The organism is Streptomyces sp. NPDC031111 (assembly GCF_055570675.1).
In genome coordinates this window covers 110,340-136,290 of the sequence record NZ_JBVIGS010000007.1, presented here as the reverse complement: position 1 = coordinate 136,290, position 25,951 = coordinate 110,340, and the positions used below count along the sequence as shown (strand labels likewise).

Below are 25,951 nucleotides of genomic sequence, written 5' to 3'. Positions count from 1 at the left end.
TTCAGGCCGTTCAGGCCGGGCGCAGCCACACCGTCGCCAGGGGCGGCAGGGTCAGCCGGACGCTTGCCGGGAACCCGTGCCGTCCCTGCGGCTCCGGCTTGACCGGGTCCGGGTTGGTGACGTCACCGCCGCCGTAGCGGCCGGCGTCGGTGTTCACCACCTCGTGCCAGGCGGGCACGTCGTCGGGAACGCCGACGCGGTAGTCGTGCCGGACCACGGGGGCGAAGTGGGAGACCGCGAGCAGCGGGGAGCCGTCGCCGTCGTACCGCAGGAACGCGAACACGTTGTCCTCGGCGGCGTCCCCCGTCACCCACCGGAAACCGGAGGGCTCGATGTCGCCCTGCCACAGCGCCGGCGTGTGCCCGTACACGGTGTTGAGGTCGCGCACCAGGTCGCGCACCCCGCGGTGGTCGCCCTCGGCGCCGTAGTGCGGGTCCAGCAGCCACCAGTCCGGGCCGTGCGCCTCCGACCACTCGGCACCCTGGGCGAACTCCTGCCCCATGAAGAGCAGTTGCTTGCCCGGATGGGCCCACATGAAGCCCAGATAGGCGCGCAGGTTGGCGCGCTGCTGCCACCAGTCGCCGGGCATCTTCGACACCAGGGACCGCTTGCCGTGCACCACCTCGTCGTGGGAGATCGGCAGCACGTAGTTCTCGCTGTAGGCGTACACCATCGAGAAGGTCATCTCGTGGTGGTGGTGCCGCCGGTGGACCGGGTCGTGGCTCATGTACGCCAGCGAGTCGTGCATCCAGCCCATGTTCCACTTCAGCCCGAAGCCGAGCCCGCCGAACCCGCTCGGGCCCTTGTGGTGGGTGGCCCGGGTGACGCCGTCCCAGGCCGTGGACTCCTCCGCGATCGTCACGACCCCCGGCACCCTGCGATACACGGTGGCGTTCATCTCCTGGAGGAACGCCACCGCGTCCAGGTTCTCCCGGCCGCCGTACTCGTTCGGCGTCCACTGGCCCGGCTCGCGCGAGTAGTCGAGATAGAGCATCGAGGCGACCGCGTCCACCCGCAGCCCGTCGATGTGGAACTCCTCGCACCAGTACAGCGCGTTGGCCACCAGGAAGTTGCGCACCTCCCGCCGCCCGAAGTCGAACTCGAGCGTGCCCCAGTCGGGGTGCGCCGCCCGCAGCGGATCCTCGTGCTCGTACAGCGGCCGCCCGTCGAACTCGGCCAGCGCCCACTCGTCGCGCGGGAAGTGCGCGGGCACCCAGTCCATCAGTACGCCGATCCCGGCCCGGTGCAGGGCGTCGACCAGGTACCTGAAGTCGTCGGGGGTGCCGAGCCGGGCCGTGGGCGCGTAGAACCCGGTGACCTGGTAGCCCCACGAGCCGCCGAAGGGATGCTCGGCGACCGGCATCAGCTCGACGTGCGTGAAACCGAGGTCCTTGACGTAGAAGGGGAGCTGCTCGGCGAGTTGACGGTACGTCAGCCCGGGCCGCCAGGACGGCAGGTGCACCTCGTAGACGGAGAACGGCGCCCGGTGCGCGGGCACCTCCGCCCGGCGCTCCAGCCACTCCGCGTCGCCCCACTCGTACGCCGACGACGTGATGATCGACGAGGTGGCCGGCGGTACCTCGGTGCGGCGGGCCAGCGGGTCGGCGCGCAGGGTCTTCGAGCCGTCGGGCCGGGTGATCTCGAACTTGTACAGCTCGCCGTCGCCGATCCCCGGCACGAACAGCTCCCACACCCCCGTGGCCCCCAGCGACCGCATGGGGAAGCCCGTGCCGTCCCAGAAGTTGAAGGTGCCGGCCACCCGCACCCCGCGCGCGTTCGGCGCCCACACCGAGAAGCGCGTGCCGGTCACGCCCTGGTGGGTCATCGGGTGCGCGCCGAGCACCGTCCACAGCTCCTCGTGCCGGCCCTCGCCGATCAGATGCAGGTCCAGCTCGCCGAGCGTGGGCAGGAAGCGGTACGCGTCCTCGGTCTCCAGGACCGTTCCCTCGTACGTCACGAGCAGCCGGTACGCGGGGACCTCGCGGAGCGGCAGCAGGCCCGAGAAGAACCCGTCACCGTCGTCGTGCAGCTCGACGGTGAGGCCCCCGGACACGACGGTCACCGCCAGCGCGTACGGCCGGAACGCCCGGAACACGACACCGCCGGGCACCGGATGCGCGCCGAGGACGGAGTGCGGGGCGTGATGCGTACCGCTCAGCAGCCGCTCCCGGTCGGCGGCGTCCACGGCGGGGGAGACGGCGATCTCCATGTCGGGCGGAACGGGCTGCGGTGTGGGCTGGTGGGTGGGCTGCGGTGCGGGCTCCGGTGCGGTGGCGCCCCGCATGGCCGTCTTCTTCGCCGGGGCCTTCTTCGCGGTCTTCTTCGCCGGGCTCTTGGCGGCGGCGGCCTTCTGCGTCGCCGCCGCCTTTTTCGCCGGCGCCTTTTTCGCCGGCGCCGTCTTCGCCGCCGTCTTCTTGGCTGTCGCCTTCTGGGCCGCGGCCTTCTTGGTCGTGGCCTTCGCCGCCGTGGCGGTCTTCTTCGCGGTGGCCTTCTTCGCCGCCGCCTTCTTGCGCGCGGGTGCCGGCGGCTCGGTGCGCCGCTGCTCGGCCGGCTGCTCCGGATGCGAACCGCTGGACTCGGGGCGGGGGGTCACGGGCGAAGCCTCCTGGACGCGGGTCGGGTGGGTCAGGTCGGGTCGGACGAGACGAGCCGGCGCACGGCCGCCAGCGGTACGGGGAGCCACTCGGGGCGGTGCCGGGCCTCGTAGACCGCTTCGTAGACCGCCTTGTCGGTCTCGTAGGCGCGCAGCAGCACCGGGTCGGTGCGCGGGTCCCGGCCGGCGGCCTCCGCGTAGCCGGAGCAGTACGCGGCCCGGCACCGCACGGCCCACTCCGGCTGCGGCGGGTCCGCCGAACGCGCCGCGTAGTCGAAGGACCGCAGCATCCCGGCCACGTCCCGCACCGTCGGCTGCGGCATCCGCCGCTCGGCCAGCGGACGGGCCGGTTCGCCCTCGAAGTCGATCAGCGACCACTCCCCGGCGGGTGACCGCAGGCACTGCCCGAGATGCAGATCGCCGTGCACCCGCTGGGCGGTCCAGGTGCGGCCCTCGGCGGCCAGGTCGTCCAGCGCCGTGAACGCCGAGCGCAGTCCGTCCGCGTACGGCCGCAGGGCGGGCACCGCGTGCACCGCCGCCTCCAGCCGCTCCGCCATGCCGTCCACCATGGAACGCAGCTGGCTGTGACCCAGGGTGACCGTCGGCAGCGCGCGGGCCAGCGCGGTGTGCACCTCGGCGGTGGCCCGGCCGAGCGCTCGTGCCTCGGCGACGAAGTCCTCGCCCTTGGCCAGCTCCCGCAGCGCCAGCTCCCAGCCGTCCGTCGCGCCCTGCACGTACGGCTGGAGCACCCCGAGGACATAGGGCTCGGCCCGGGGCGGCGGGCCGGGCGACTCGTCGGGGTCCGCCACCAGCCAGGCCGTCGGCGGCGGCACCCGGGGGCAGCCTTCACGGGCCAGCGCCAGCGGCAGCTCCAGGTCGGGGTTGATCCCGGGCACGATCCGGCGCAACAGTTTCAGGATGAACGTATCTCCGTAGACGACCGACGAGTTCGACTGCTCGGCGGTCACCAGGCGCGGCACCAGCCCGGGCCGGATCTCCTGGCGCGGGTCCCGCTCGAAGCGAAGCCCGCCGATCCGGGCCTGGGTGCGCAGTGCCTCCAGGAGCAGCTCGGCGGGCCGGGTGTCGTGCAGGGCCTCGTAGACCGTCCGTCCGGCCAGCGGGCCCCGCGTCACATGACCGATCAGCGCGGGCGCGAGCCGGGGCGGCAGCGCCTCGCGCACACCTATGAGCAGCTGGTAGGAGTCACCGGGCTGCTCATGGCCGCCGTGTCCGGGCAGGAGCGGCTGATGCGCGCGTACGAGCAGGTGGTACAGGCCCGTCTTGGCGGTGGGCGGCAGCAGCTCGGTGGCCGCGACCAGGGCGAATCCGGTGACCGGACGGCCCTTGCCCGCGAACCAGCGCTGCCGGGGCAGCCATTCCCTCAGGAGCGGGTCCAGTGACGCAAGGAGGCCGGGCGGGGTCGTGACGGTGCGTGTGACGGCTTCCGACATGGCGTCGCGTCCTTTCCCCTCTTTCGGCGCGCCACAGGGGCGCCGCCGGTGGGCGGGGTGTTACTCATGCGTGCCCCGGGCGGAGCGGGGGAAACCGCCCCGCCCCGGGTTCTACGCGGCGTCCTTGCGGAGCCGGAACCAGTAGAAGCCGTGGCCCCCGAGGGTCAGCAGATACGGCAGCTCACCGACGGCCGGGAAACGGACACCGCCGAACAGCTCCACCGGGTGCCGCCCCTCGAAGGCGCTGAGATCGAGTTCCGTGGGCTGGGCGAAGCGGGAGAAGTTGTTCACACAGAGCACCAGGTCGTCGTCGTATTCGCGCAGGAAGGCGAGGACGGCGGGGTTGGTGGAGGGCAGTTCGGTGTAGGAGCCGAGGCCGAAGGCGGGGTTCTGCTTGCGGATCTCGATCATCCGGCGGGTCCAGTGCAGCAGCGAGGACGGGGACGCCATCGATGCCTCGACGTTGGTGACCTGGTAGCCGTAGACCGGGTCCATGATCGTCGGCAGGAAGAGCCGGCCGGGGTCGGAGGAGGAGAAGCCGGCGTTGCGGTCCGGGGTCCACTGCATGGGGGTGCGCACCGCGTCGCGGTCGCCGAGCCAGATGTTGTCGCCCATGCCGATCTCGTCGCCGTAATAGATGATCGGCGAGCCGGGCAGGGAGAGCAGCAGGGCGGTGAAGAGCTCGATCTGGTTGCGGTCGTTGTCCAGCAGCGGGGCAAGCCGCCGCCGGATGCCGATGTTGGCGCGCATGCGGGGGTCCTTGGCGTACTCGGCCCACATGTAGTCGCGTTCCTCGTCGGTGACCATCTCCAGGGTCAGCTCGTCGTGGTTGCGCAGGAAGATGCCCCACTGGCAGCCCGACGGGATGGCCGGGGTCTTGGCGAGGATCTCCGACACCGGGTAGCGGGACTCGCGGCGCACCGCCATGAAGATCCGGGGCATGACCGGGAAGTGGAACGCCATGTGGCACTCGTCGCCGCCCGCCTGGTAGTCGCCGAAGTAGTCGACGACGTCCTCCGGCCACTGGTTCGCCTCGGCCAGCAGCACCGTGTCCGGGTACTGCGTGTCGATCTCCTTGCGCACCCGCTTCAGGAACGCGTGCGTCTCCGGGAGGTTCTCGCAGTTCGTCCCCTCCTGCTGGTAGAGGTACGGCACCGCGTCCAGCCGGAACCCGTCGATCCCCAGGTCCAGCCAGAACTTCAGCGCGGAGATCATCTCCTCCTGGACCGCCGGGTTCTCGTAGTTCAGATCCGGCTGGTGGGAGAAGAAACGATGCCAGTAGTACTGCTTGCGCACCGGGTCGTACGTCCAGTTCGACGCCTCGGTGTCGACGAAGATGATCCGGGCGTCCTGGAACTGCTTGTCGTCGTCGGCCCACACGTAGTAGTCGCCGTACGGCCCGTCGGGGTCCTTGCGCGACTCCTGGAACCACGGGTGCTGGTCGCTGGTGTGGTTCATGACGAAGTCGATGATCACGCGCATGCCGCGCTGGTGTGCGGAGTCGACGAACTCCACGAAGTCGGCGAGGTCGCCGAAGTCGGGCAGGACGGCGGTGTAGTCGGCGACGTCGTAGCCGCCGTCACGCAGGGGCGACTTGAAGAAGGGCGGCAGCCAGAGGCAGTCGACGCCCAGCCATTGCAGGTAGTCCAGTTTGGCGGTCAGACCCTTCAGGTCGCCGATGCCGTCACCGTTGCTGTCCTGGAAGGAGCGGACCAGGACCTCGTAGAAGACGGCTCGTTTGAACCAGTCCGGGTCCCGGTCCTTGGCGGGCGTGTCCTCGAAGGTGTCCGGGACGGGTTCGTTGACGATCATGTGGTGGGTGACCCTCCGATCGACGGGCTGGACGGTCGCAGGACACTGCTGTGCTCACCCGGGGGCCGGCCCCCGGATCCCCGGCCGACGACAAGCACATGCGCTCCCCCTGGTCCCAAGCGCACATAGTTGGCCCTGCCCCATTGATAGGTCTCGCCGGTGAGCTCGTCGCGCACCGGTACCGACTCGTGCCATTCCAGGCCGAGTTGCGGCATGTCCAACGAGACCGTGGCCTCCTGGGTGTGGTGGGGGTCGAGGTTGGCGACCACCAGAACAGTGTTCGAACCCTGCCGCTTCGAGTACGCGATGACCTCGTCCTTGTCGGCGTCGTGGAAGTGGAGGTCCCGCAGTTGCCGCAGGGCCGGGTTCTCGCGTCGGATGGTGTTGAGCCGGGTGATGAGGGGGGTGATGGTGCGGCCCTCGCGTTCGGCGGTGTCCCAGTCGCGGTGCCTGAGCTGGTACTTCTCGCTGTCGAGGTATTCCTCGGAGCCTTCGCGCAGGGGGGTGTTCTCGCAGAGTTCGTAGCCGCTGTAGATGCCCCAGGTGGGGGAGAGGGTGGCGGCCAGGACGGCGCGGACCTCGAAGGCGGGGCGTGAGCCGTGCTGGAGGTAGGCGTGCAGGATGTCGGGGGTGTTGGCGAAGAAGTTGGGCCGCATGTAGGAGGCGGCCTCCCCCGACAGTTCGGTGAGGTACTCGGTCAGTTCCTGTTTGGTGTTGCGCCAGGTGAAGTAGGTGTAGGACTGCTGGAAGCCGATCTGGGCGAGGGTGTGCATCATCGCGGGGCGGGTGAACGCCTCCGCGAGGAAGATGACGTCGGGGTCGGTGCGGTTGATCTCGCCGATCACCCGTTCCCAGAAGACGACGGGTTTGGTGTGGGGGTTGTCGACGCGGAAGATCCGCACGCCGGTGTCCATCCAGTGCCGCAGCACCCGGCAGGTTTCGGCGATGAGGCCGTCGAGGTCGGCGTCGAAGGCGATGGGGTAGATGTCCTGGTACTTCTTCGGCGGGTTCTCGGCGTAGGCGATCGAGCCGTCGGGGCGGTGGTGGAACCATTCGGGGTGCTTGTGCACCCAGGGGTGGTCGGGGGAGCACTGGAGCGCGAAGTCCAGGGCCACCTCCATTCCCAGCTCGCCGGCGCGGCGCACGAAGCGGGTGAAGTCGTCCAGGGTGCCGAGCCGGGGGTGGACGGCGTCGTGGCCGCCCTCGGGGGAGCCGATGGCCCAGGGGACGCCGACGTCGTCGGGGCCGGCGTTGAGGGTGTTGTTGGGGCCTTTGCGGTAGGTGGTGCCGATGGGGTGGATGGGTGGGAGGTAGACGACGTCGAAGCCCATCGCGGCGATGGCGGGGAGGCGGCGCGCGGCGGTGTCGAAGGTGCCGTGGGGCTGTTGCGGGGTGCCTTCGGAGCGGGGGAAGAACTCGTACCAGGAGCCGTACAGGGCCCGCTCGCGTTCCACCAGCAGGGGCAGCGGGTCACTGCTGGTGACCAGCTCCCGCAGCGGGTGCCGGGCGAGCACCGCGGCCACCTCCGGCGTCAACGCCGCCGCCAACCGGGAGGCGGCGGGACGGCGCTCGTCGCGCAGGGCGTCCACGGCGGCGAGGAGGATACCCCTCGGCCTGGAATCGGGCACCCCGGCCGCCGCCCGTTCGTACAGCCGGGCGCCCTCCTCCAGGACGATCTCCGTGTCCATGCCCGCCGGGATCTTGATCTGCGCGTGGTGCCGCCAGGTGGTGACCGGATCGCCCCACGCCTCCACGGTGTACGTCCAGAGTCCGGGCTCCCCGGCGGTGACGGTCGCCCCCCACCTGTCGGTGCCCGGCGCCAGCTCCCGCATCGGCGTGAACGGCCCCGGACGCCCCTCGGGGTCCCTCAGCACCACATTGGCGGCCACCGCGTCGTGCCCCTCCCGGAACACGGTGGCCGAGACCTCGAACGTCTCGCCGGTCACGGCCTTGGCCGGCCGGCGGCCCTGCCGGACCATCGGCCGGACGTCCAGGACGGGAATGCGCCCCACGGCGGTCGCGAGCCCCGCGGACCGGGTCGGTGGAGCCGGCGCGACTGAGGCGGCCGGTGGCGGGGGCCCGGTCTCGGCCGGGCGGGAGGCAGAGGATCCGGAGTCGCGCTTCACGGGCGTCCGGGCGCCGGGCGTCGCGGGTGATGACGAGTGGTGCTTGGCGGGCATGACCGCTCCTGTCCGCGTCAACGTGGGTGGGCGGATGACTGTGGGGAGGTGGGTCCTGCGTGGTGTTCCTGAGGGGGTACCCGCAGGAGCCTTCCCACACTGTTCGGGTGGGCAATCCGGCACCTTGTTAACTACTCACGCGTATGTCGACACACAAGACCGGCCCCGCCCGAACGGGACGGAGCCGGTCTTCGATGGGCCCGCTCCCACGGTTCCCGGTGCCGCCCCGGGCGACCGGGGCCGGGCGCCTCGTGGGGGCGCCGCCGGGAGCGGGGCACCTGGAGCAGCCGATACGGCGAACCGTGTCCGCGCCCGCTCACCTCTCCGCCTGTCGCGCCCTTGACCAGTGCGTTCGCCACCTGTGCCGGGTCACCCGCCGGTGCCCGGCGAGGTGCGGTGCCGCCGCGCCCGCCTCAGGCGACCCGGCCCGAGTCGCTCGCGGCGGACGCCGAGGTGATCGACACCCGCGGGGCGAAGAGGCAGAGGGCCGAGCCGAGGCGGGAAAAGGCCGGTTTCTTGTCCTGCCGGCCGGTCACGCGGACCGTGATGGCCTGTTCTCACGCCCGCCGACGGGTACGGCGCGGCGCCCCGGCGCCGGGTGAAGAGCGACAAGGACGCCCATGGGGGTGGAATCGGCCATATCCGAGATGAGGTGAATCGTTTGCTTACGTGGCACGCGGTGCCCGTGTCCCCCGGCTTCCCGCGCGGACCGTGTCCGCGCCGGTACTGTCGGCAGCGATGCCCGGACGCACACCGCGTCTCTCACGAACGCGCCGAGGTGGCTTGTGAAGGCGATCCGTCGATTCACCGTCCGACCCGTGCTCCCCGAACCCCTCCGCCCCCTGAGTGAACTGGCCCGCAATCTCCGCTGGTCCTGGCACGCCGAAACCCGTGACCTGTTCCGCTCCGTCGACCCCGAGCGCTGGGCCGCCGCCGGCTGCGACCCCGTACGGCTGCTCGGCAGCGTGGCGACCGCGCGGCTCACCGAGCTCGCCGCCGACCCCGACTTCCTGGACCGCCTCGCCGCGGTCACCGGAGATCTGCACGCCTACATGACCGGCGACCGCTGGTACCAGGCGCAGACCGACCGGATGCCCGCCGCCGTCGCCTACTTCTCCCCGGAGTTCGGCATCACGGCCGCGCTGCCGCAGTACTCCGGCGGGCTCGGCATCCTCGCCGGCGACCACCTCAAGGCCGCCAGCGACCTCGGCGTCCCCCTCATCGGCGTCGGCCTGCTCTACCGGCACGGCTACTTCCGCCAGTCCCTGTCCCGGGACGGCTGGCAGCAGGAGCACTACCCCGTCCTCGACCCCAACGAGCTGCCCCTGGACCAGCTCAAGGAGGACGACGGCACCCCCGCCCAGGTCACCCTCGCCCTGCCCGGCGACCGCTCGCTGCGCGCCAGGATCTGGCTGGCCCAGGTGGGCAGGATCCCGCTGCTCCTGCTGGACTCCGACGTAGAGGAGAACGACCTCGGCGAACGCGGCGTCACCGACCGGCTCTACGGCGGCGGCAGCGAGCACCGGCTCCTCCAGGAGATGCTGCTCGGCATAGGAGGGGTCCGCGCGGTACGCACGTACTGCGGGCTGACCGGACACCCCGCACCCGAGGTGTTCCACACCAACGAGGGCCACGCCGGATTCCTCGGCCTGGAACGCATCGCCGAACTGCGCGCCAAGGGCCTGGACTTCGAGGCGGCGCTCGAGGCGGTCCGCGCGGGGACCGTGTTCACCACCCACACCCCCGTCCCGGCCGGCATCGACCGCTTCGACCGCGAACTGGTCGCCCGCCATTTCGGCCCGCACGCCGAGCTGCCGAACATGGAGGTCGACCGCATCCTCCGGCTCGGCATGGAGAGCTACCCCGGCGGCGAGCCCAACCTGTTCAACATGGCCGTGATGGGCCTGCGCCTCGCCCAGCGCGCCAACGGCGTCTCCCTGCTGCACGGTCACGTCAGCCGGGAGATGTTCTCCGGGCTCTGGCCGGGCTTCGACCCCGAGGAGGTGCCCATCACCTCCGTGACCAACGGGGTGCACGCGCCCACCTGGGTCGCCCCCGAGGTGTTCCGGCTCGGCGCCCGGCAGATCGGCGCCCAGCGCGCCGAGGAGGCACTGAGCGTCGGCGACTCCGACCGCTGGGACTCCGTCGCGGACATCGCCGACCAGGACATCTGGGAGCTGCGCCGCTCCCTGCGCGAACTGCTGGTGCTGGAGGTGCGGGAGCGGCTGCGCGCCTCCTGGCGGCAGCGCGGCGCCGGCACGGCCGAGCTGGGCTGGATCGACGGGGTGCTCGACCCCGACGTGCTGACCATCGGGTTCGCGCGGCGCGTCCCGTCGTACAAGCGGCTCACGCTCATGCTGCGCGACCGGGACCGGCTGATGGACCTGCTGCTGCACCCCGAGCGGCCGGTGCAGATCGTGATCGCGGGCAAGGCGCACCCGGCGGACGACGGCGGCAAGCGGCTTATCCAGGAACTGGTGCGGTTCGCCGACGATCCGCGCGTACGGCACCGGATCGTGTTCCTGCCCGACTACGGCATGGCGATGGCGCAGAAGCTCTACCCCGGCTGCGACATCTGGCTGAACAACCCGCTCCGGCCGCTGGAGGCGTGCGGCACCAGCGGGATGAAGGCCGCGCTCAACGGCTGCCTCAACCTGTCGGTGCTGGACGGCTGGTGGGACGAGTGGTTCCAGCCCGACTTCGGCTGGGCGATCCCCACGGCCGACGGCGTTGGAACCGACCCGGACCGGCGCGACGACATAGAGGCCGCGGCGCTGTACGACCTGCTGGAGCAGCGGATCACCCCGTGCTTCTACGAGCGGGGGCGCAGCGGGCTGCCGGACCGGTGGATCGAGATGGTGCGGCGGACGTTGAGCCTGCTCGGGCCGAAGGTGCTGGCCGGGCGGATGGTCCGGGAGTACGTCGAGCGGCTGTACGCGCCCGCCGCGCACGCCCATCGCGCGATGGACGCGTCCTCCGCGCGTGCGCTGGCCGCGTGGAAGGCTCGGGTGCGTGCCGCCTGGCACGGTGTGACCGTCGACCACGTCGAGACGTCCGTGACCGCGGCCACCGCCGAACTCGGCACCACGCTGGGGCTGCGGGTGCGGGTGGGGCTCGGTGACCTCGGGCCGGACGACGTCGAGGTGCAGGCGGTTTCCGGGCGGGTGGACGAGGAGGATCGCATCACCGATGCGACGGGGGTGCCGCTGAAGCCGGTGGGCGCGCCCGATGCGGAGGGGCGGTGGGTGTACGAGGGACCGCTGTCCCTGGACCGGACGGGGCCCTTCGGATACACGGTCCGGATCCTGCCCGGGCATCGGCTGCTGGCGTCCGGGGCGGAGTTGGGGTTGGTGGCGGTGCCGTCGGAGGATTTGGCGGAGGTGGCGGGTCTGCTGATGCGGTGAGGTGTATTCAGCCCGTGCGGCTGACACCCAGCCCGTCCGGCTGTCACCCAGCCCCTCTGGCTGACACCTAGCCCGTCTGGCTGTCACCCAGCCCGTCCGGCGTTTGAGGACGAGGCCCGAAGGGCCGAAGGGGGGTCTGGGGGCGCAGCCCCCAGGGACGGGACGGGAAGGGGCGGCGGGGGCGACCAACGGGGGTGCTGGGGGCGCGGCCCGCTGGAGGGGTGCCGCCTGCGCCCACCCGTGCCGCCCCAGCGGCACGACTGCCCGCAGGCTGCGGGGGTTGCGACTGCCCGCAGGCTGGGGCGTCAGTCCTGCTTGATGCCCCGTGTCGCCAGGCGGCGTAGGACCTTGCCGCAGCGGCGGGCGTACGCGTGCTGCATCGCGCGGGTGGCCGGTCCGCCCGCGCGGGCGTACCAGCGGGCCGGCCTGCTGAACGCCTCGACGGTCAGCCACACCGTTCCGTCACCGGTGCGGTCCACCACGAACGACTCCTCGCCGCACTCGGGGTGCCCGGTCAGCGTCCCGTACGCCCAGCCGGCCCTGCGGTGCTCCTCCACCGTCCACACCACCCGGCAGGGCGCCTTGACGACCCCGGCGAGGGTGATGGTGACGTCGACGTCCGGGGCCGCGCGGTCGGCGGCGGCTTCGACACCGACCCCCAGCTCCCGGTGCAGCTCCCAGGTGAGCACGGCCTCCGCGGCCTGCCGGAAGACCTCCTCGCCCTCACCAAGGCGGGTGCGGACGTGCAGCGGGTGGAAGCCGGGAGGGCAGAAACCCGGCTCACGGGTCGCGCCGACGTGGTCGTAGGTGAAGTCCGCCGAAGACATGGGACCCAAGAGTAGGGCGACACCCGGGAACGGTGCGTTCCGGGTGCCGCCCGTCATGCGTTCCCGTACGGACGGACTACGGGAAGGTGAGCTTCCAGCTGTTGATGTAGCCGGTGTCGTACCGCGCCACGTCCTGCACCCTCAGCCGCCAGGTGCCGTTGGCCGTCTCGGAGGAGGCGTTGACCGTGTAGGTCTCCCTGACGTCGTCCGCCGAGTCACCGGAGCTGCTGCCCTTCAGCCGGTACGCCGTGCCGTCCGGGGCCAGCAGGTCGACGACCAGGTCACCGCGCCAGGTGTGCTCGATGTCCACCGCCACCTGGAGGTTGGAGGGCGCGTTGCCCGCCCGTCCGGAGACGGTGATCGAGGAGGTCACCGCGGCGCCGGCGTCCGGGATCGCCACATCGGCGGTGTTCTCGAAGGACGTACCGCCACCGCCGCCGTCACCGGGGCGCGAGCCCACGTTGATGGCCGCCCACGCGTCCTGCACCGCCTTGTACTCGGCGCTGTCCGTGCCGTACAGCTCACCGGTCGCCGCCAGGGTGCCGGTGCGGGCGCCCGCGTAGTTGGTGGTGGAGGTGAACTTGGTGGTCAGCGCGCGGAACCAGATCTTCTCCGCCTTGGCGCGGCCGATGCCCGTCACCGGGAGGCCGTCCGAGGTGGGCGAGTCGTAGGTGACACCGTTGATGGTCTTGGTGCCGCTGCCCTCGCTCAGCAGGTAGAAGAAGTGGTTCGCGGGGCCGGACGAGTAGTGGACGTCGATGCTGCCGATGCCCGAGTACCAGCTGTCCTTGGACGCGCCGTCCTTGCTCGGCCTGTCCATGTAGCGCAGCGGGGTGCCGTCGCCGTTGATGTCGATCTCCTCGCCGATGAGGTAGTCACCGACGTCGGAGGAGTTGTTGGCGTAGAACTCGACCGTGGCGCCGAAGATGTCGCTGGTCGCCTCGTTCAGGCCGCCGGACTCGCCGCTGTAGTTGAGGCCCGCGGTGTTCGAGGTCAGGCCGTGCGTCATCTCGTGCGCGGCGACGTCGATCGAGGTGAGCGGGTTGGCGTTGCCGGAGCCGTCGCCGTAGGTCATGCAGAAGCAGCTGTCGGACCAGAAGGCGTTGACGTAGTTGTTGCCGTAGTGGACCCGGGAGTAGGCGCCCACGCCGTCACCGCGGATACCGCTGCGGCCGTGCACGTTCTTGTAGTAGTCCCAGGTCAGCGCGGCCCCGTAGTGGGCGTCGGCGGCGGCCGACTCCAGGTTGGACGGGCTGCCGTTGCCCCACACGTCGTCGGAGCCGGAGAACAGCGTGCCGGTGCCGGAGGTGCCCCGGTTGAGGTTGTACGTCTTGTGGTTGCCGCGCGCCCCGTCGGTGAGGTTGTACGACGACCCGGACTGGGTGGTGGTCAGGTCGACGGTGCCGCTGTAGACGGTGTGGCCGGTTCCGTTCTGGATGGCTTCCCACTCGTACAGCTTCTCGCCCGTGGTGGCGTCGGTGACGACGTGCAGCTCCTGCGGGGTGCCGTCGTGCTGGAGGCCGCCGACGACCGTCTCGTACGCCACGACCGGCTTGCCCTCGGCGGCCCAGATCACCTTGCGCGGGGCGCGGTCGATGCCGGCGCCCTTCGCCTCCTCCGCCTTCGCGGCGGACAGGGCCTGCTGCTCGGCCTTGGCGGCCGGCACCTTGGCGCTGGTGGTCGCGGGCTTCACCGCGGTCCGGGTGGCCTTGACGACGGAGTCGGCCTCGCCGGCGGTGTCGCCCTGGACGACCAGGTCGCCGCCGAGGACGGGCAGACCGTCGTAGGTGCGCTCGTAGCGGACGTGCACGGTGCCGTCGCGGTCCTTGAGGACGTCACGGACGACGAGCTTCTCCTTTTCGCCCAGGCCGAGGTCCGCGGCGGTCTCCGCCTTGGCGGCGTTCGCCTCGCGGATCAGCGCCGCGCGCTGGGCCGGGGTGAGCCTGACCGACTCCGAACCCGGCTTCGCCTTGCTCGCGGCCGCCGGAGCCTGCTCCGGGGCGGCGGTGGCGCTGCCGGACTGCACGGCCGTGGCGATCAGTGCGGCCACCCCGGCGAGGGCGACGGCGGCGGCGCGGCGGTGCGTGGTGTGGGGGGTGCGTCTGTGGGACGACCTGCTTCTCAACGCTGACTCCTTCTGCGTGCCGCGGGTCGCGCGGCCTGGGGAGACCGGGCGGCGGGTGGGCCGGCCGGGCAGAACGGCAGAACGGAAGTGCTCTTCGCTGTGGCCGCGGGGCAGCTGGGGGGTGACGCTGTGGGGTTGCTGTGAAGCGGCCGTGGGAAGAGTGGCAGGTGATCGCGGTTTCTGTCAGGAGCGCGTCAGGAATTTGGCCGGAAACCGTTCGTTGTCCGGGAGTTCAGGTTCGGTATACGAACGGTATTGGTCTCGCCCCCGCCGCCCCTTCCCTTCCCGTCCCTGGGGGCTGCGCCCCCAGACCCCCGTCGGCCCTTCGGGCCTCGTCCTCAAACGCCGGACGGGCTGGGTTTGCCGGACGGGCCCGGTGTGGCCGACGGGCTGGTCGGGTGGTCGCCGTGCCAGGAGTGCCACAGGGACGCGTAGGCGCCGCCGGCCGCCACCAAGGCTTCGTGGGTGCCGAGTTCGGTCAGCCGGCCGTTCTCCATGACGGCCACCCGGTCCGCGTCGTGCGCGGTGTGCAGCCGGTGCGCGATGGCGATGACCGTACGTCCCTCCAGGACGGCGGCCAGCGCACGCTCGGTGTGCCGGGCGGTCGTCGGATCGAGCAAGGCCGTGGCCTCGTCGAGGATCAGCGTGTGCGGATCGGCCAGCACCACACGCGCCAGGGCGAGTTGCTGCGCCTGGGAACCGTCGGTGGGCCGGCCGCCCTCGCCCAGCTCGGTGTCCAGGCCGTCCGGCAGCTCCCGCACCCACGCCTCGGCGCCGACCACGGCCAGCGCCGCCCACAACTCCTCGTCACCGGCGGCCGGTTCGGCGATGCGCAGATTGTCACGGACCGAACCGAGGAACACATGGTGCTCCTGGGTGACCAGCACGACCTGCCGGCGCAGCCGCTCCGGGTCCAGTCCCGCCACGGGCACCCCGCCCACGGTCACGCTCCCGGCGGTCGGCGCGTCCACGCCCGCCATCAGCCGGCTCAGGGTGGTCTTGCCCGCACCCGACGGCCCCACCACCGCCAGCCGTTCGCCCGGCGTCACCGTCAGGTCGACCCCGCACAGCACCTCACCGCCCCCGTCGTAGGCGTAGCGCACGCCCGTCACGTCGATGCGGTCGCCGTCCGGATCCGGACAGTCGCCCCGCTCCGCCGCGCGCGGCGCCCGGGCCAGCCCCTCCACCCGCGCGAACGAGGCGCCGCTGCTCTGCAACTGCTCGACCCGCATCAGCACTTCGTCCAGCGGCCCGCTCAACTGGAGCAGATACAGCGAGGCGGTCACCACCGCGCCGAGGCTCACCGCGCCCCGCTCGTGCAGCACCCCGCCGACCAGCAGCACCCCGGCCACCGGCACGGCGTACGACACCTCGACCACCGGAAAGAACACCGTGCGCAGGAACAGCGTGTGGAACCGGGCCCGCCGGGACGTCTCCAGGGCCTCCCGGCTCGCCCGGATCCGCCGCCCCCCGAGCCGGAACGCCTCCACCGTGCGGGCCCCCGACGCGGTCGCCGCGACGATCTCCGCCACGTCCGAGTTCGCCGCGCCCTCGGCGAGATAGGCGTCGCGGGCCCGGAGCAGATACCAGCGCACCGCGAGCCAGATCGGCGTGAGACAGAGCAGCCCCAGCGCGCCCAGCAGCGGGTCCACCACGAAGACCGCCGTCATCACGAACAGCGACTGCACGCCGTTGACCAGCAGCGCCGGACCGGCGTCGCGCAGGGTCGTACCGACGGCGGTCACATCGGCCGTCCCCCGCGCCGTCAGATCACCCGTGCCCGCCCGCTCGACCACCGACGACGGCAGCCCCAGCGCCCGGTCCACGAACCGCTCCCGCACCCGGGCCAGCGTCCGCTCCCCGAAGCGGTGCCCCACGTAGCGGGCCCAGCGGGACAGCAGCAACTGGGCGACCGCGCACAGCACGATGACCGGCGCCAGCCGGTCCACCACCGCCACCCCGCCCCCGTCGCGCACCTCGTCGACGATCCGCCCCAGCAGCCAGGGCCCGGCCAGCCCCGCCAGGGCCGCCAGCGCGTTCAGGGCCAGCACGCCGGCGAACGCGCGCCCGTCCGCCCGTACCAGCTCCAGCGAGGCCCGGCGCACATCGGCGGGCCCGGCCAGGGGGAGTCGTTCCCCGCTCAACGCACGACCTCCTCGGCGGTGCTCTCGTCCACGTCCCTGGCCACCAGCTCCCGGTACCGGGGCTCGTCGTCGAGGAGCCCGTGGTGGGTGCCGCTCGCGACGACCTTCCCGTCGGCCAGGAAGAGCACCTGGTCCACGCGGTCCAGCAGCAGCGGCGAAGTGGTGACCAGCACCGTCGTACGGCCCTTGCGGACTTCCCGCAGCCGGTCGGCGACGGTGGCCTCGGTGTGCGCGTCGAGCGCCGAGGTGGGTTCGACCGCCAGCAGTACCTCGGGATCGGCCAGCAACGCCCGCGCCAGCCGTACGCGTTGCCGCTGGCCGCCGGAGAGGCTGCGGCCCTGCGCGGACACCACCGAGTCCAGCCCGTCGGGGAGACCCCGCACGATGTCGTCGGCGGCCGCCGCGTGCAGCGCGCGCAGGACGTCCTCGTCGGCGGGCCCGCCACGGCCGGCCACCACCTCCCGCAGCGGACCTGCGAACAGATCGGCCTCGTGGTCGGCGACCAGGATCCGCTCCCGGACCCGGCCCAGCGCGATCTCGTCCAGCCTGGTCCCGCCCCAGGTGACGTCGGACGGCGCGTACCGGCCGAGCCGGTCCACCACGGCCGACGCGTCGGCGGGGCGGGCGGCGGTGAGCGCGGTCAGCCGGCCCGGCGGCACCCGCACCCCCGACTCCGGGTCGTACAGCACCGAGGGCTCGGCCGGCGGGTCGGCGGTGGCGGCGTCGGCCGGCGGCTCCAGACGCAGCAGCGCCGCGACCCGGCGGGCGGCCACCACACCCCGGCTCAGCTGGTAGCCGCACTCGATGAGGAACATCACCGGCCACACCAGTACGGCCACATAGCCGTACACCGACACCAGCTCGCCCACCGTGATCTCGCCCTGGGCCGCCAGCCGCGCCGCGATCCAGGTGACCCCCGCCAGGAACAGCGTCGGCAGTCCCGCGCCGAGCGCCTGCATCCAGCTGGTCACCGCCCCGACCCGGTAACCCTGTTCACGCAGCCGGCCCGAGTCCCGCCGGAACGCGTCGGCGACCAGGTTCTTCCCGCCCAGCCCGCTCAGCACCCGCAGCCCACCCGCCAGATCACCGATCCGCGCGGTGAGCACCGACTGCCGCTCCCGGTACTCCGTCTCCCTGCCCTGCAACCGCCCCGCCAGCGGCCCGACGACCAGACCGATCACCGGCACCCCGAGCAGCACCACCACGGCCAGCAGCGGCGACACCGACAGCAGCAGCCCGGCCACCACGAGATACGCCACGACCGCGCCCACCCCGGGACCCACGGCCGTGAGCGACTGGGCGATCAACTGCACGTCGCCCACGCCGATGGTGACGACCTCCCCGGCCCCGGTCCGCCGCTCCAGCGAGGCACCCAGCCGCACCGTCTGCCCGACGACCACCTTCACCGTGCGGAAGTTGGCGTCCATCCGCACCCGGGTCATGACGCGGTGCCGCATGATGCTCAGCCACGAGTTGAAGCCGTTCACCACGAACAGGGCACCCGTCCACAGCGCCAGCGCCCCCAGGTCACCCGGCTCCAGCCCGTCGTCCACGGCCCGGGACATCAGATACGGCGTCGCCGCCAGCAGCACCATCCACACACTGCCGAACACCGCCCCCGCCACACACCGCCCAGGCTGCCGCAGCACCAGCCACCACAGATACCGCGTCCCACCCCGACAGTCCGGCGTGCCGGGGTCCCCGTACGCGTCGATCACCGCTCGCTCTCCCCCCGTACGCTGCCGCACTACGCCAGACTGTCCCGCCAGGCGCGGTGCAGGTCGGCGAACCTGCCCGTGCCGGCGATGAGTTCGGACGGGGTGCCGTCCTCGACGACGCGGCCCCGTTCCATGACCAGCACCCGGTCCGCGATCTCCACCGTCGACAGGCGGTGGGCGATCACCACCGCCGTACGGCCCTTCAGCACCGTCGCCATCGCCCGCTGCACCGCCCGCTCCCCGGGGACGTCCAGCGAACTGGTCGCCTCGTCCAGGATGAGCACCGCCGGGTCGGCCAGCAACGCCCGTGCGAAGGCGACGAGTTGGCGCTGACCGGCGGAGATGCGGCCACCGCGCTTGCGTACGTCGGTGTCGTAGCCGTCGGGAAGGGCGGCGATGAAGTCGTGCGCGCCGATCTCCTTCGCCGCCTGCTCGATCTCCTGGCGGGTGGCGTCCGGCCGGCCGATCGAGATGTTCTCGGCGACCGTCCCGGAGAACAGGAACGCCTCCTGGGTCACCATCACCACCTCGCGCCGCAGATCGCGTCCCGTCAGGTCGCGCAGGTCCACCCCGTCGAGCAGCACCCGGCCGTCGGTGGGGTCGTAGAAGCGGGCGAGGAGCTTGGCCAGCGTCGATTTGCCCGCGCCGGTCGAGCCGACGACCGCGACGGTCTGTCCGGCCGGGAGGGTGAGGTCGAAGCGGGGCAGCACCTCGCCGCCGGTGCGGTACGCGAACCGGACGTCGTCGAAGACGACCTCGCGGCCAGGGAGAGCGGACCGCCGCTCCGGGAGCTCCCGGGGCGCCGACGGCTCGGGCACCGACGGGGTCTGGGCCAGCAGCCCGGCGATCTTCTCCAGCGAGGCCGCCGCCGACTGGTAGGAGTTGAGGAACATGCCGAGCCGGTCTATCGGGTCGTACAGCCGGCGGAGGTACAGGACCGCCGCCGCCAGCACGCCGAGCTCCAGCGACTCGTCCGCCACCCGGTAGGCGCCCCACAGCACGATCAGCGCGACGGTGGTGTTCGCGGTGATCCGGGAGCCCACGACATAGCGGGCCATCTCCAGCAGGGCGTCGCCGTTGGTCCGTTCGTGCCGGCGGTTCAGCACCGCGAAGTCGGCGTCGTTGGCGGCCTCCCGGCGGAACGCGCGTACCGGACGGATGCCGTTCATCGTCTCGACGAACTTCACGATCACCGCCGCGATGGCCGTCGACCGCTTCCGGTACACGCGGCCCGCCCGTCGCTGGTAGGACCGTACGAGCAGGTACAGCGGCACGAACGACGCCACCGCGACCGCGCCGAGCCCGAGGTCCAACCAGAGCAGCAGCACCGAGATGTAGACGGCCGACAGGATGACCATCACCAGTTCCTGGAGGCCCTCCTCCAGCAGTTCGCGCAGCGACTCGACGTCGGTGGTGGAGCGGGAGATGAGCCGGCCCGAGGTGTAGCGCTCGTGGAAGTCGACGCTGAGCGCCTGCGCGTGCCGGAAGATACGGCCGCGCAGATCCAGCAGCACGTCCTGGCTGACCCGGGCGGAGGCGTTGACGAACGCGTACTGGAGCGCGCCGGCCGCGACCGCGCACAGCAGATAGCCCACCGCCACCGCGATCAGCGGCCCGTGGTCGTCGGCGCGGAACGCGGGCACGGCCCGGTCGATGGCGTACGCCACCAGCAGCGGGCCCGCCTGTACGGCGGCCTGCTGGAGCAGCAGCAACAGCGCGGTGACGACGACCCTGCCGCGCATGGGCGAGAGCAGGGAACGCAGCAGTACGCCGGTGGCGCCCGGGGGAGTGGGCAGCTGGTCCTGGTCGAAGGGGTCGTCGGACGGCGGGGTCCGGTCGTCGTCCTCGTCCTTGACGGGTGCGGTGGTGGCCGCCGTCATCGTTGGTCCTCCTGGTTCCCCGCCGGGTCGCCGGACATCAGATGGGCGTACTCGGGGTTGCCGCGCAACAGTTCGTGATGGGTGCCGACCGCGGTGATCCGGCCCCCGGAGAGCAGGGCTACGCGGTCGGCGAGCAGGACCGTGGAAGGGCGGTGCGCCACGATGAGGGCCGTGGTGTCCGCCAGCACCCGGCGCAGGGCGGCCTCTACGGCGGCCTCGGTGTGGACGTCCAGCGCGGAGAGCGGGTCGTCGAGGACCAGGAAGTCGGGTTGTCCGACCACGGCTCTGGCCAGCGCGAGGCGCTGGCGCTGGCCGCCGGAGAGGCTGAGGCCCTGCTCGCCGACCTGGGTGTCCACGCCCTGGGGCAGCGCGTGTACGAAGTCGGCCTGCGCCACGCCGAGGGCCCGGTTCAGGTCGTCGCTTCCGGTGCCGCCGCCCATCAGTACGTTCTCGCCGACGCTGGCCGAGAAGAGGGTCGGTTCCTCGAAGGCGATGGCGACGCGGGCGCGTAGTTCGTCCCGGGACATGGTGGTGATGTCCGCGCCGTCGAGCGTGATCCGGCCGGAGGTGACCTCGTGCAGGCGGGGTACGAGGGCGGTGAGGGTGGTCTTGCCGCTGCCGGTGGCGCCGACGAGGGCGAGGGACTCGCCGGGGCGGATGTGCAGGTCGATACGGTCGAGCACCGGCAGGGAGTCGGCGGGGGCGTCGGGGTAACGGAAGGTCACTTCGTGGAACCGAAGCCCGCCACCGCTGTTCCGCGGGCGGTCGTGTGCGGTGGGTGGCGCGACGTCGCCGTCCTCCCGGTCCTCCCGCGGGCAGTCGTGCCGCTTGGGCGATGGGGGTCCCCCCGCTCGAGCGAAGCCGAGAGTGGGGGAGGGTGGGCGCGGACGGCGCCCTGCCAGCGCCGGGTTGCGCGACTCGCTCGGGGGGTGACTTCGCCGCTCGGCGTTGCGAGGTGCCGCTGCGCCCACCCGTGCCGCCCCAGCGGCACGACTGCCCGCAGCGGCGGCGGGTTCGTCCGCAGCGGCGGCGTGGTTGGCCGCTGCTGCGGAGGACTCCGGGGGTTCGTCCATTACCTCGAAGTAGCGTTCCGTTGCTGTTGCGGCCTCCTGGCTCATGGCCAGCAGGAAGCCGATCGAGTCCACCGGCCAGCGCAGCGCCAGCGCGGTCGACAGGAACGCGACCAACGTCCCCGCGGACAACTCCCCGTCCGCCACCTGCACCGCACCCAGCACCAACGCCGCCCCGATGGCGAGCTCCGGCAGCGTCACTATGACGCCCAGGATCGTCGCCAGCAGCCGCGCCTTGTGCAGCTCCGTCCCCCGCAGCTTCCCCGACAGCTCCCGGAACGCCCGCGCCTGACTCCGGTGCCGCCCGAACCCCTTGATGATGCGGATGCCGAGCACGCCCTCCTCGACGACCGTCGTCAGATCACCCACCTGGTCCTGCGCCAGCCGCGCCGCGCGCGAGTACCGCTTCTCGAACACGGCGCACGTGATCATCACCGGGACGGCGGGCACCAGGATGACCAGCCCCAGCGTCCAGTCCTGGATGAGCATGATGATCACACCGACGAGGATCGTCACGCCGTTGACGAGCAGGAACGTCAGCGGAAACGCCAGGAACATCCGCAGCAGCATCAGATCCGTCGTGCCCCGGGACAGCAACTGCCCCGACGGCCAGCGGTCGTGGAAGGCGACCGGCAGCCGCTGGAGATGCCGGTACAGATCCGCCCGCATCTCCGCCTCGACGTGCGACAGCGGCCGGGCCACCAGCCACCGCCGGAACCCGAACAACAGCGCCTCCGCCAGCCCGAGCAGCAGCAGGTACAGAGCGCCGAGCCACACCCCCGCCGGATCCCGGTCGGCGATCGGCCCGTCCACCATCCACTTCAGGACGAGCGGGATGACCAGCCCGATGCAGGAGGCGAGGATCGCGATGAACGCGGCGGTGAACAGCCGCGCCCGCACGGGCCGCACATACGGCCACAGCCGCAGCAGCGTACGCACGGCGGAGCGGGGTTCCGGGGGAGAAGGTGTAGTGGGCATCAGCAGCGAGCCTACGGTTCGCCACTGACACTGCCCACCGAGTTTTGACCGGGCCGGCCTCCGCCGCTGGTCCTACGACCTGCGCGGACGGGCGGGGCCGCGGGGGAGGTCTTACACCCCATCAGCCGATCGGTTGATGCCGGTCCGAGCGCACCGGCCGATGTGGCGGTGGTCCCCGTACGGCGAGGCTGGAGCCATGTCCGTCATCGACGTCACCGATCTGCGCAAGTCCTACGGGGGCCGTGCGGCCGTCGACGGTGTCTCCTTCACCGTCGAGGAGGGCGAGATCTTCGGCATCCTCGGCCCGAACGGCGCCGGCAAGACCACCACCGTCGAGTGCGTCGAGGGGCTGCGCGTCCCCGACGCGGGCCGCATCCGCGTCACCGGCCTCGACCCCGTCGCCGACCACAAGGAGGTCACCCGCGTCCTCGGTGCCCAGCTCCAGAAGAGCGAACTCCAGCCCAAACTCACCGTCAGGGAGGCCCTGGAGCTGTACGCCGCCTTCTACCCGAAGCCGGCCGACTGGCGTCCGCTCGCCGAACGCCTCGGGCTCACCCCCAAGCTGAACACCCGTTTCGCCAAGCTCTCCGGCGGTCAGAAGCAGCGCCTGTCCATCGCGCTCGCCCTGATCGGCGACCCGAGGATCGTGGTGCTGGACGAACTGACCACGGGCCTCGACCCGCGCGCCCGGCGCGACACCTGGCAGCTCATCGAGGACGTCCGGGCGGGCGGCGTGACCGTCCTGCTGGTCACGCACTTCATGGAGGAGGCGCAGCGCCTCTGCGACCGGATCGCGGTCATCGACAAGGGGCGGGTGGCCGCGCTGGACACCCCGGCCGGACTGATCCGCCGGTCGGCGGGGGCCACCGTCATCAGCTTCACCCCCTCCGCCCCGCTGGACGACGACGACCTCAACGCGCTGCCGGGGCTGGCCTCGGTCCATCGCAAGGACGACCGCCTCACGCTGTCCGGCACCGACGAGACGGTCAACGCCGTCATCACCCTCCTCGCCCGCACCCGCGTCACCGCCCACCAACTGCGCGTCACCGACGCCACGCTGGACGACGCCTTCCTGGACCTCACGGAGGCCACGGCATGAGCACCGACGTCCTCAATACGGCCGTACTGAAGACGGAGATCCGCCTCTTCCGGCGGGAACCCGGCGGAATCTTCTGGATCATGCTCTTCCCCACCCTGCTCCTGGCGGTCCTGGGTTCCATCCCGTCGTTCCGCGAGAGCGACCCGAACCTCGGCGGTCTGCGGCCGGTCGACGCCTATGTGCCGGTGGCCGTCCTGCTCGGACTGATCGTCGGCGGGCTCCAGGGCATGCCGCCGACGATCGCCGGCTACCGGGAGAACGGCATCCTGCGCCGGATGTCCACCACGCCGGTGCGTCCCTCCGCCCTGCTGACCGCGCAGATGCTGGTGGTCGGAGGTGCCGGCCTGCTGTCGGCCCTGGTCACCCTCGCGGTCGGCCGGCTCGCCTTCGACGTGACGCTCCCGGGGCAGCCGCTCGGCTACCTCCTCGCGCTGCTGCTCGCCCTGCTCGCCTCCCTCGCCCTGGGGGCCCTGCTCGCCGCCCTGTCCCGCACGACGAAGATCGCCACCGCGATCGGGTCGACCGCGCTCTTCCCCGCGATGTTCTGCGCGGGCGTGTGGCTGCCGGTGGAGGCCATGCCGGACGTGCTGGGCGACATCGTCGGCTGGACGCCGTTCGGCGCCGCCGCCCGGGCCCTGAACGACGCCGCGGCGGGCGACTGGCCCGGCTGGATCCACCTCGGTGTCCTTGCGGCCTGGACGGTACTGCTCACGGCGGCGGCCTCGCGCTGGTTCCGCTGGGAGTGAGGCCGCCATGACCCACACTGGTGCCATGGCGGACGTGGCGGGAGTGGAACAGCGCTGGGCGACCGTACGCCGCTGGGGGCCGTACGCGATGCTGGGCGTCGGCAGCGTCCTCACCGCCGCCACCATGGACGTGATCGGCATGAGCGCGGCCGAGCGGTACGCCACCGCCGGGCTCGCCACGGCCGTACTGCTGTGGCAGCTGTGGTGGGACCGGCGGTCGGCACGCACCCGGGCCGTCCGGACACCGCTCTCCGCCTGCTACTACCTCGTACGCGGGGTCGCCGCCTTCGCCCTGAGCTGGCTGAACCCGTTCTTCGCCTTCCTCGCCGCGGTCGGCTACTTCGACGCCGACCGTCTGCTGCCGCCCCGGCTGCTGAGGGCCGGCCTGTTCCTCACCGCCGTGACGATCGCCGGCTCCCAGTCCGGCGGGCTGCCCCCGCGCGGACCGCTCGGCTGGGCGGTGTTCGGGGCGCTGCTCGGCGTCCACCTCGGCATGATCGCCGTCTTCGGCCACCTCACCGCCCGCGAGGACGAACGCACCCGTATCCAGGCCGCGACCATCGCCGAACTGGAGCGCACCAACACGGCGTTGCAGCAGGCGCTCGACGAGAACGCCGCCCTGCACGCCCAACTCCTCGTCCAGGCCCGGGAGGCCGGGGTCGCGGACGAGCGCCGTCGGCTGGCCGCCGAGATCCACGACACCCTCGCCCAGGGCCTGACCGGCATCATCGCCCAGCTCCAGGTGGTGGCGAACACCAGGGACGCGGACCTGGCCCGCGCGCACACGGACCGGGCCCTGGCCCTCGCCCGGCACAGCCTCGGCGAGGCCCGCCGCTCCGTGCACAACCTCTCCCCGGTCGACCTCGCCGACGACGGACTGCCGGAGGCGCTGCGGAGGACGGTGACGGAGTGGGGCGAACGGACCGGCGTCCGGGCCGGGTTCACCGTCACCGGCACCATCGAACCCCTGCACGACGAGGTCGCCGCCACCCTCCTGCGCATCGCCCAGGAGGCCCTGTCCAACACCGCCCGGCACGCCGCCGCCGGCCGGGCGGGCGTCACCCTCTCCTTCATGGGCGACGAGGTCACCCTCGACATCCGGGACGACGGCAAGGGATTCGACCGCGGCGCGGTACGGCACCGCACGAGCACCGGCGGCTTCGGCCTCGACGGCATGCGGGCCCGCGCCGAGCGCCTCGCCGGTTCGCTCACCGTCGAGGCGGAACCCGGCCAGGGCACCGCCGTGTCGGCTCGCGTACCGTTGGTCCGCCATGACCGATGACGCCGTGATCTCCCTCCTCATCGTCGACGACCACCCCGTGGTACGCGACGGCCTGCGCGGCATGTTCGAGTCCGAGCCCGGCTTCCGCGTCCTCGGCGAGGCCGCGAACGGCGTGGAGGCGCTGGAGTGGGCCGCCGCGCTCGACCCGGACGTCGTCCTCATGGACCTGCGGATGCCGGGCGGGGGAGGGGTGGACGCCATCCGGGAACTGTCCCGCCGGGGCGCCCGCGCGCGGGTGCTGGTGCTGACCACGTACGACACCGACTCCGACACCATCCCCGCGATCGAGGCGGGCGCCACCGGTTATCTGCTCAAGGACGCGCCCCGCGAGGAGCTCTTCACCGGCGTCCGGGCCGCCGCCCAGGGCCGTACGGTGCTGTCGCCGGCCGTCGCCTCCCGGCTGGTCTCCGCCGTCCGCACACCGAGAACCCCCGGCGGCGAACCCCTCTCCGTCCGGGAACGCGAGGTACTGGTCCTGGTCGCCAGGGGCACCTCCAACCGTGAGATCGCCCGCGAACTCTTCATCAGCGAGGCGACCGTGAAGACCCATCTCACCCACATCTTCGGCAAGCTGGGAGCCAAGGACCGCGCGGCCGCGGTGGCCGTGGCCTACGACCGGGGCATCCTCGGCTGACCTCGGCC

16 protein-coding genes are annotated in these 25,951 nt (G+C 72.1%); 5 read left to right on the top strand and 11 right to left on the bottom strand.

Features of this window, described 5'->3' with window-relative positions:
- Positions 1 to 10 precede the first annotated feature (10 nt).
- From glgB to ACZ470_RS16525, 5 genes are all read right to left on the bottom strand, one after another.
- Positions 11 to 2,593, bottom strand: coding sequence for a 1,4-alpha-glucan branching enzyme (gene glgB, locus ACZ470_RS16545; RefSeq protein WP_468427778.1), 2,583 nt, complete (start codon positions 2,591 to 2,593; stop codon positions 11 to 13).
- A 32-nt stretch (positions 2,594 to 2,625) separates the two neighbouring features.
- Positions 2,626 to 4,044, bottom strand: a complete 1,419-nt coding sequence (locus ACZ470_RS16540) for a maltokinase N-terminal cap-like domain-containing protein (RefSeq protein ID WP_468427776.1) — start codon at positions 4,042 to 4,044, stop codon at positions 2,626 to 2,628.
- Between the two features lie 111 nt (positions 4,045 to 4,155).
- The gene (gene treS, locus ACZ470_RS16535; RefSeq protein WP_468427774.1) at positions 4,156 to 5,856 is read right to left on the bottom strand and encodes a maltose alpha-D-glucosyltransferase; all 1,701 of its coding nucleotides are present in this window, start codon (positions 5,854 to 5,856) and stop codon (positions 4,156 to 4,158) included.
- Entirely contained in the window at positions 5,853 to 8,036 is a 2,184-nt protein-coding gene (locus ACZ470_RS16530) for an alpha-1,4-glucan--maltose-1-phosphate maltosyltransferase (protein WP_468427773.1), read from the bottom strand. Before ACZ470_RS16530 ends, treS begins: the two co-directional genes overlap by 4 nt.
- A 413-nt stretch (positions 8,037 to 8,449) precedes the next feature.
- On the bottom strand, positions 8,450 to 8,572 hold the full coding sequence (locus tag ACZ470_RS16525) for a hypothetical protein (protein ID WP_468427771.1): 123 nt from the start codon (positions 8,570 to 8,572) through the stop codon (positions 8,450 to 8,452).
- Positions 8,573 to 8,821: 249 nt separating this feature from the next.
- On the opposite strand from ACZ470_RS16525, the gene ACZ470_RS16520 reads away from it, so the two are divergent.
- The gene (locus tag ACZ470_RS16520) at positions 8,822 to 11,440 is read left to right on the top strand and encodes a glycosyltransferase family 1 protein (protein ID WP_468427769.1); all 2,619 of its coding nucleotides are present in this window, start codon (positions 8,822 to 8,824) and stop codon (positions 11,438 to 11,440) included.
- 305 nt (positions 11,441 to 11,745) lie between these two features.
- On the opposite strand, the gene ACZ470_RS16515 is transcribed toward ACZ470_RS16520, so the two are convergent.
- The 6 genes from ACZ470_RS16515 to ACZ470_RS16490 form a co-directional block, all read right to left on the bottom strand.
- Positions 11,746 to 12,267, bottom strand: coding sequence for a DUF1990 family protein (locus ACZ470_RS16515; protein ID WP_468427768.1), 522 nt, complete (start codon positions 12,265 to 12,267; stop codon positions 11,746 to 11,748).
- 76 nt (positions 12,268 to 12,343) lie between these two features.
- Complete coding sequence (locus ACZ470_RS16510; protein WP_468427766.1) at positions 12,344 to 14,392, bottom strand: M4 family metallopeptidase; 2,049 nt, start codon at positions 14,390 to 14,392, stop codon at positions 12,344 to 12,346.
- Positions 14,393 to 14,730: 338 nt separating this feature from the next.
- Positions 14,731 to 16,536 carry an ABC transporter ATP-binding protein gene (locus ACZ470_RS16505; RefSeq protein ID WP_468427764.1) on the bottom strand — a complete coding sequence of 602 codons (1,806 nt, stop codon included), beginning with the start codon at positions 16,534 to 16,536 and terminating at the stop codon, positions 14,731 to 14,733.
- On the bottom strand, positions 16,533 to 18,254 hold the full coding sequence (locus ACZ470_RS16500; RefSeq protein ID WP_468427762.1) for an ABC transporter ATP-binding protein: 1,722 nt from the start codon (positions 18,252 to 18,254) through the stop codon (positions 16,533 to 16,535). The genes ACZ470_RS16505 and ACZ470_RS16500 overlap by 4 nt, the downstream gene beginning before the upstream one ends.
- Before the next feature lie 29 nt (positions 18,255 to 18,283).
- Entirely contained in the window at positions 18,284 to 20,134 is a 1,851-nt protein-coding gene (locus ACZ470_RS16495; RefSeq protein WP_468427760.1) for an ABC transporter ATP-binding protein, read from the bottom strand.
- Positions 20,131 to 22,182 carry an ABC transporter ATP-binding protein gene (locus ACZ470_RS16490; RefSeq protein WP_468427758.1) on the bottom strand — a complete coding sequence of 684 codons (2,052 nt, stop codon included), beginning with the start codon at positions 22,180 to 22,182 and terminating at the stop codon, positions 20,131 to 20,133. Before ACZ470_RS16490 ends, ACZ470_RS16495 begins: the two co-directional genes overlap by 4 nt.
- A gap of 196 nt (positions 22,183 to 22,378) precedes the next feature.
- On the opposite strand from ACZ470_RS16490, the gene ACZ470_RS16485 reads away from it, so the two are divergent.
- Genes ACZ470_RS16485 through ACZ470_RS16470 form a run of 4 tightly spaced genes read left to right on the top strand, consistent with a single transcriptional unit; the run spans position 22,379 to position 25,943 of the window.
- Positions 22,379 to 23,281, top strand: a complete 903-nt coding sequence (locus tag ACZ470_RS16485) for an ABC transporter ATP-binding protein (protein WP_468427756.1) — start codon at positions 22,379 to 22,381, stop codon at positions 23,279 to 23,281.
- Positions 23,278 to 24,027, top strand: a complete 750-nt coding sequence (locus ACZ470_RS16480) for an ABC transporter permease (protein WP_468427754.1) — start codon at positions 23,278 to 23,280, stop codon at positions 24,025 to 24,027. Before ACZ470_RS16485 ends, ACZ470_RS16480 begins: the two co-directional genes overlap by 4 nt.
- 7 nt (positions 24,028 to 24,034) lie before the next feature.
- Positions 24,035 to 25,309: a sensor histidine kinase gene (locus ACZ470_RS16475; protein WP_468427753.1), complete on the top strand. Its 1,275-nt coding sequence runs from the start codon at positions 24,035 to 24,037 to the stop codon at positions 25,307 to 25,309.
- Complete coding sequence (locus ACZ470_RS16470) at positions 25,299 to 25,943, top strand: response regulator (protein WP_468427751.1); 645 nt, start codon at positions 25,299 to 25,301, stop codon at positions 25,941 to 25,943. The genes ACZ470_RS16475 and ACZ470_RS16470 overlap by 11 nt, the downstream gene beginning before the upstream one ends.
- Positions 25,944 to 25,951 lie beyond the last annotated feature (8 nt).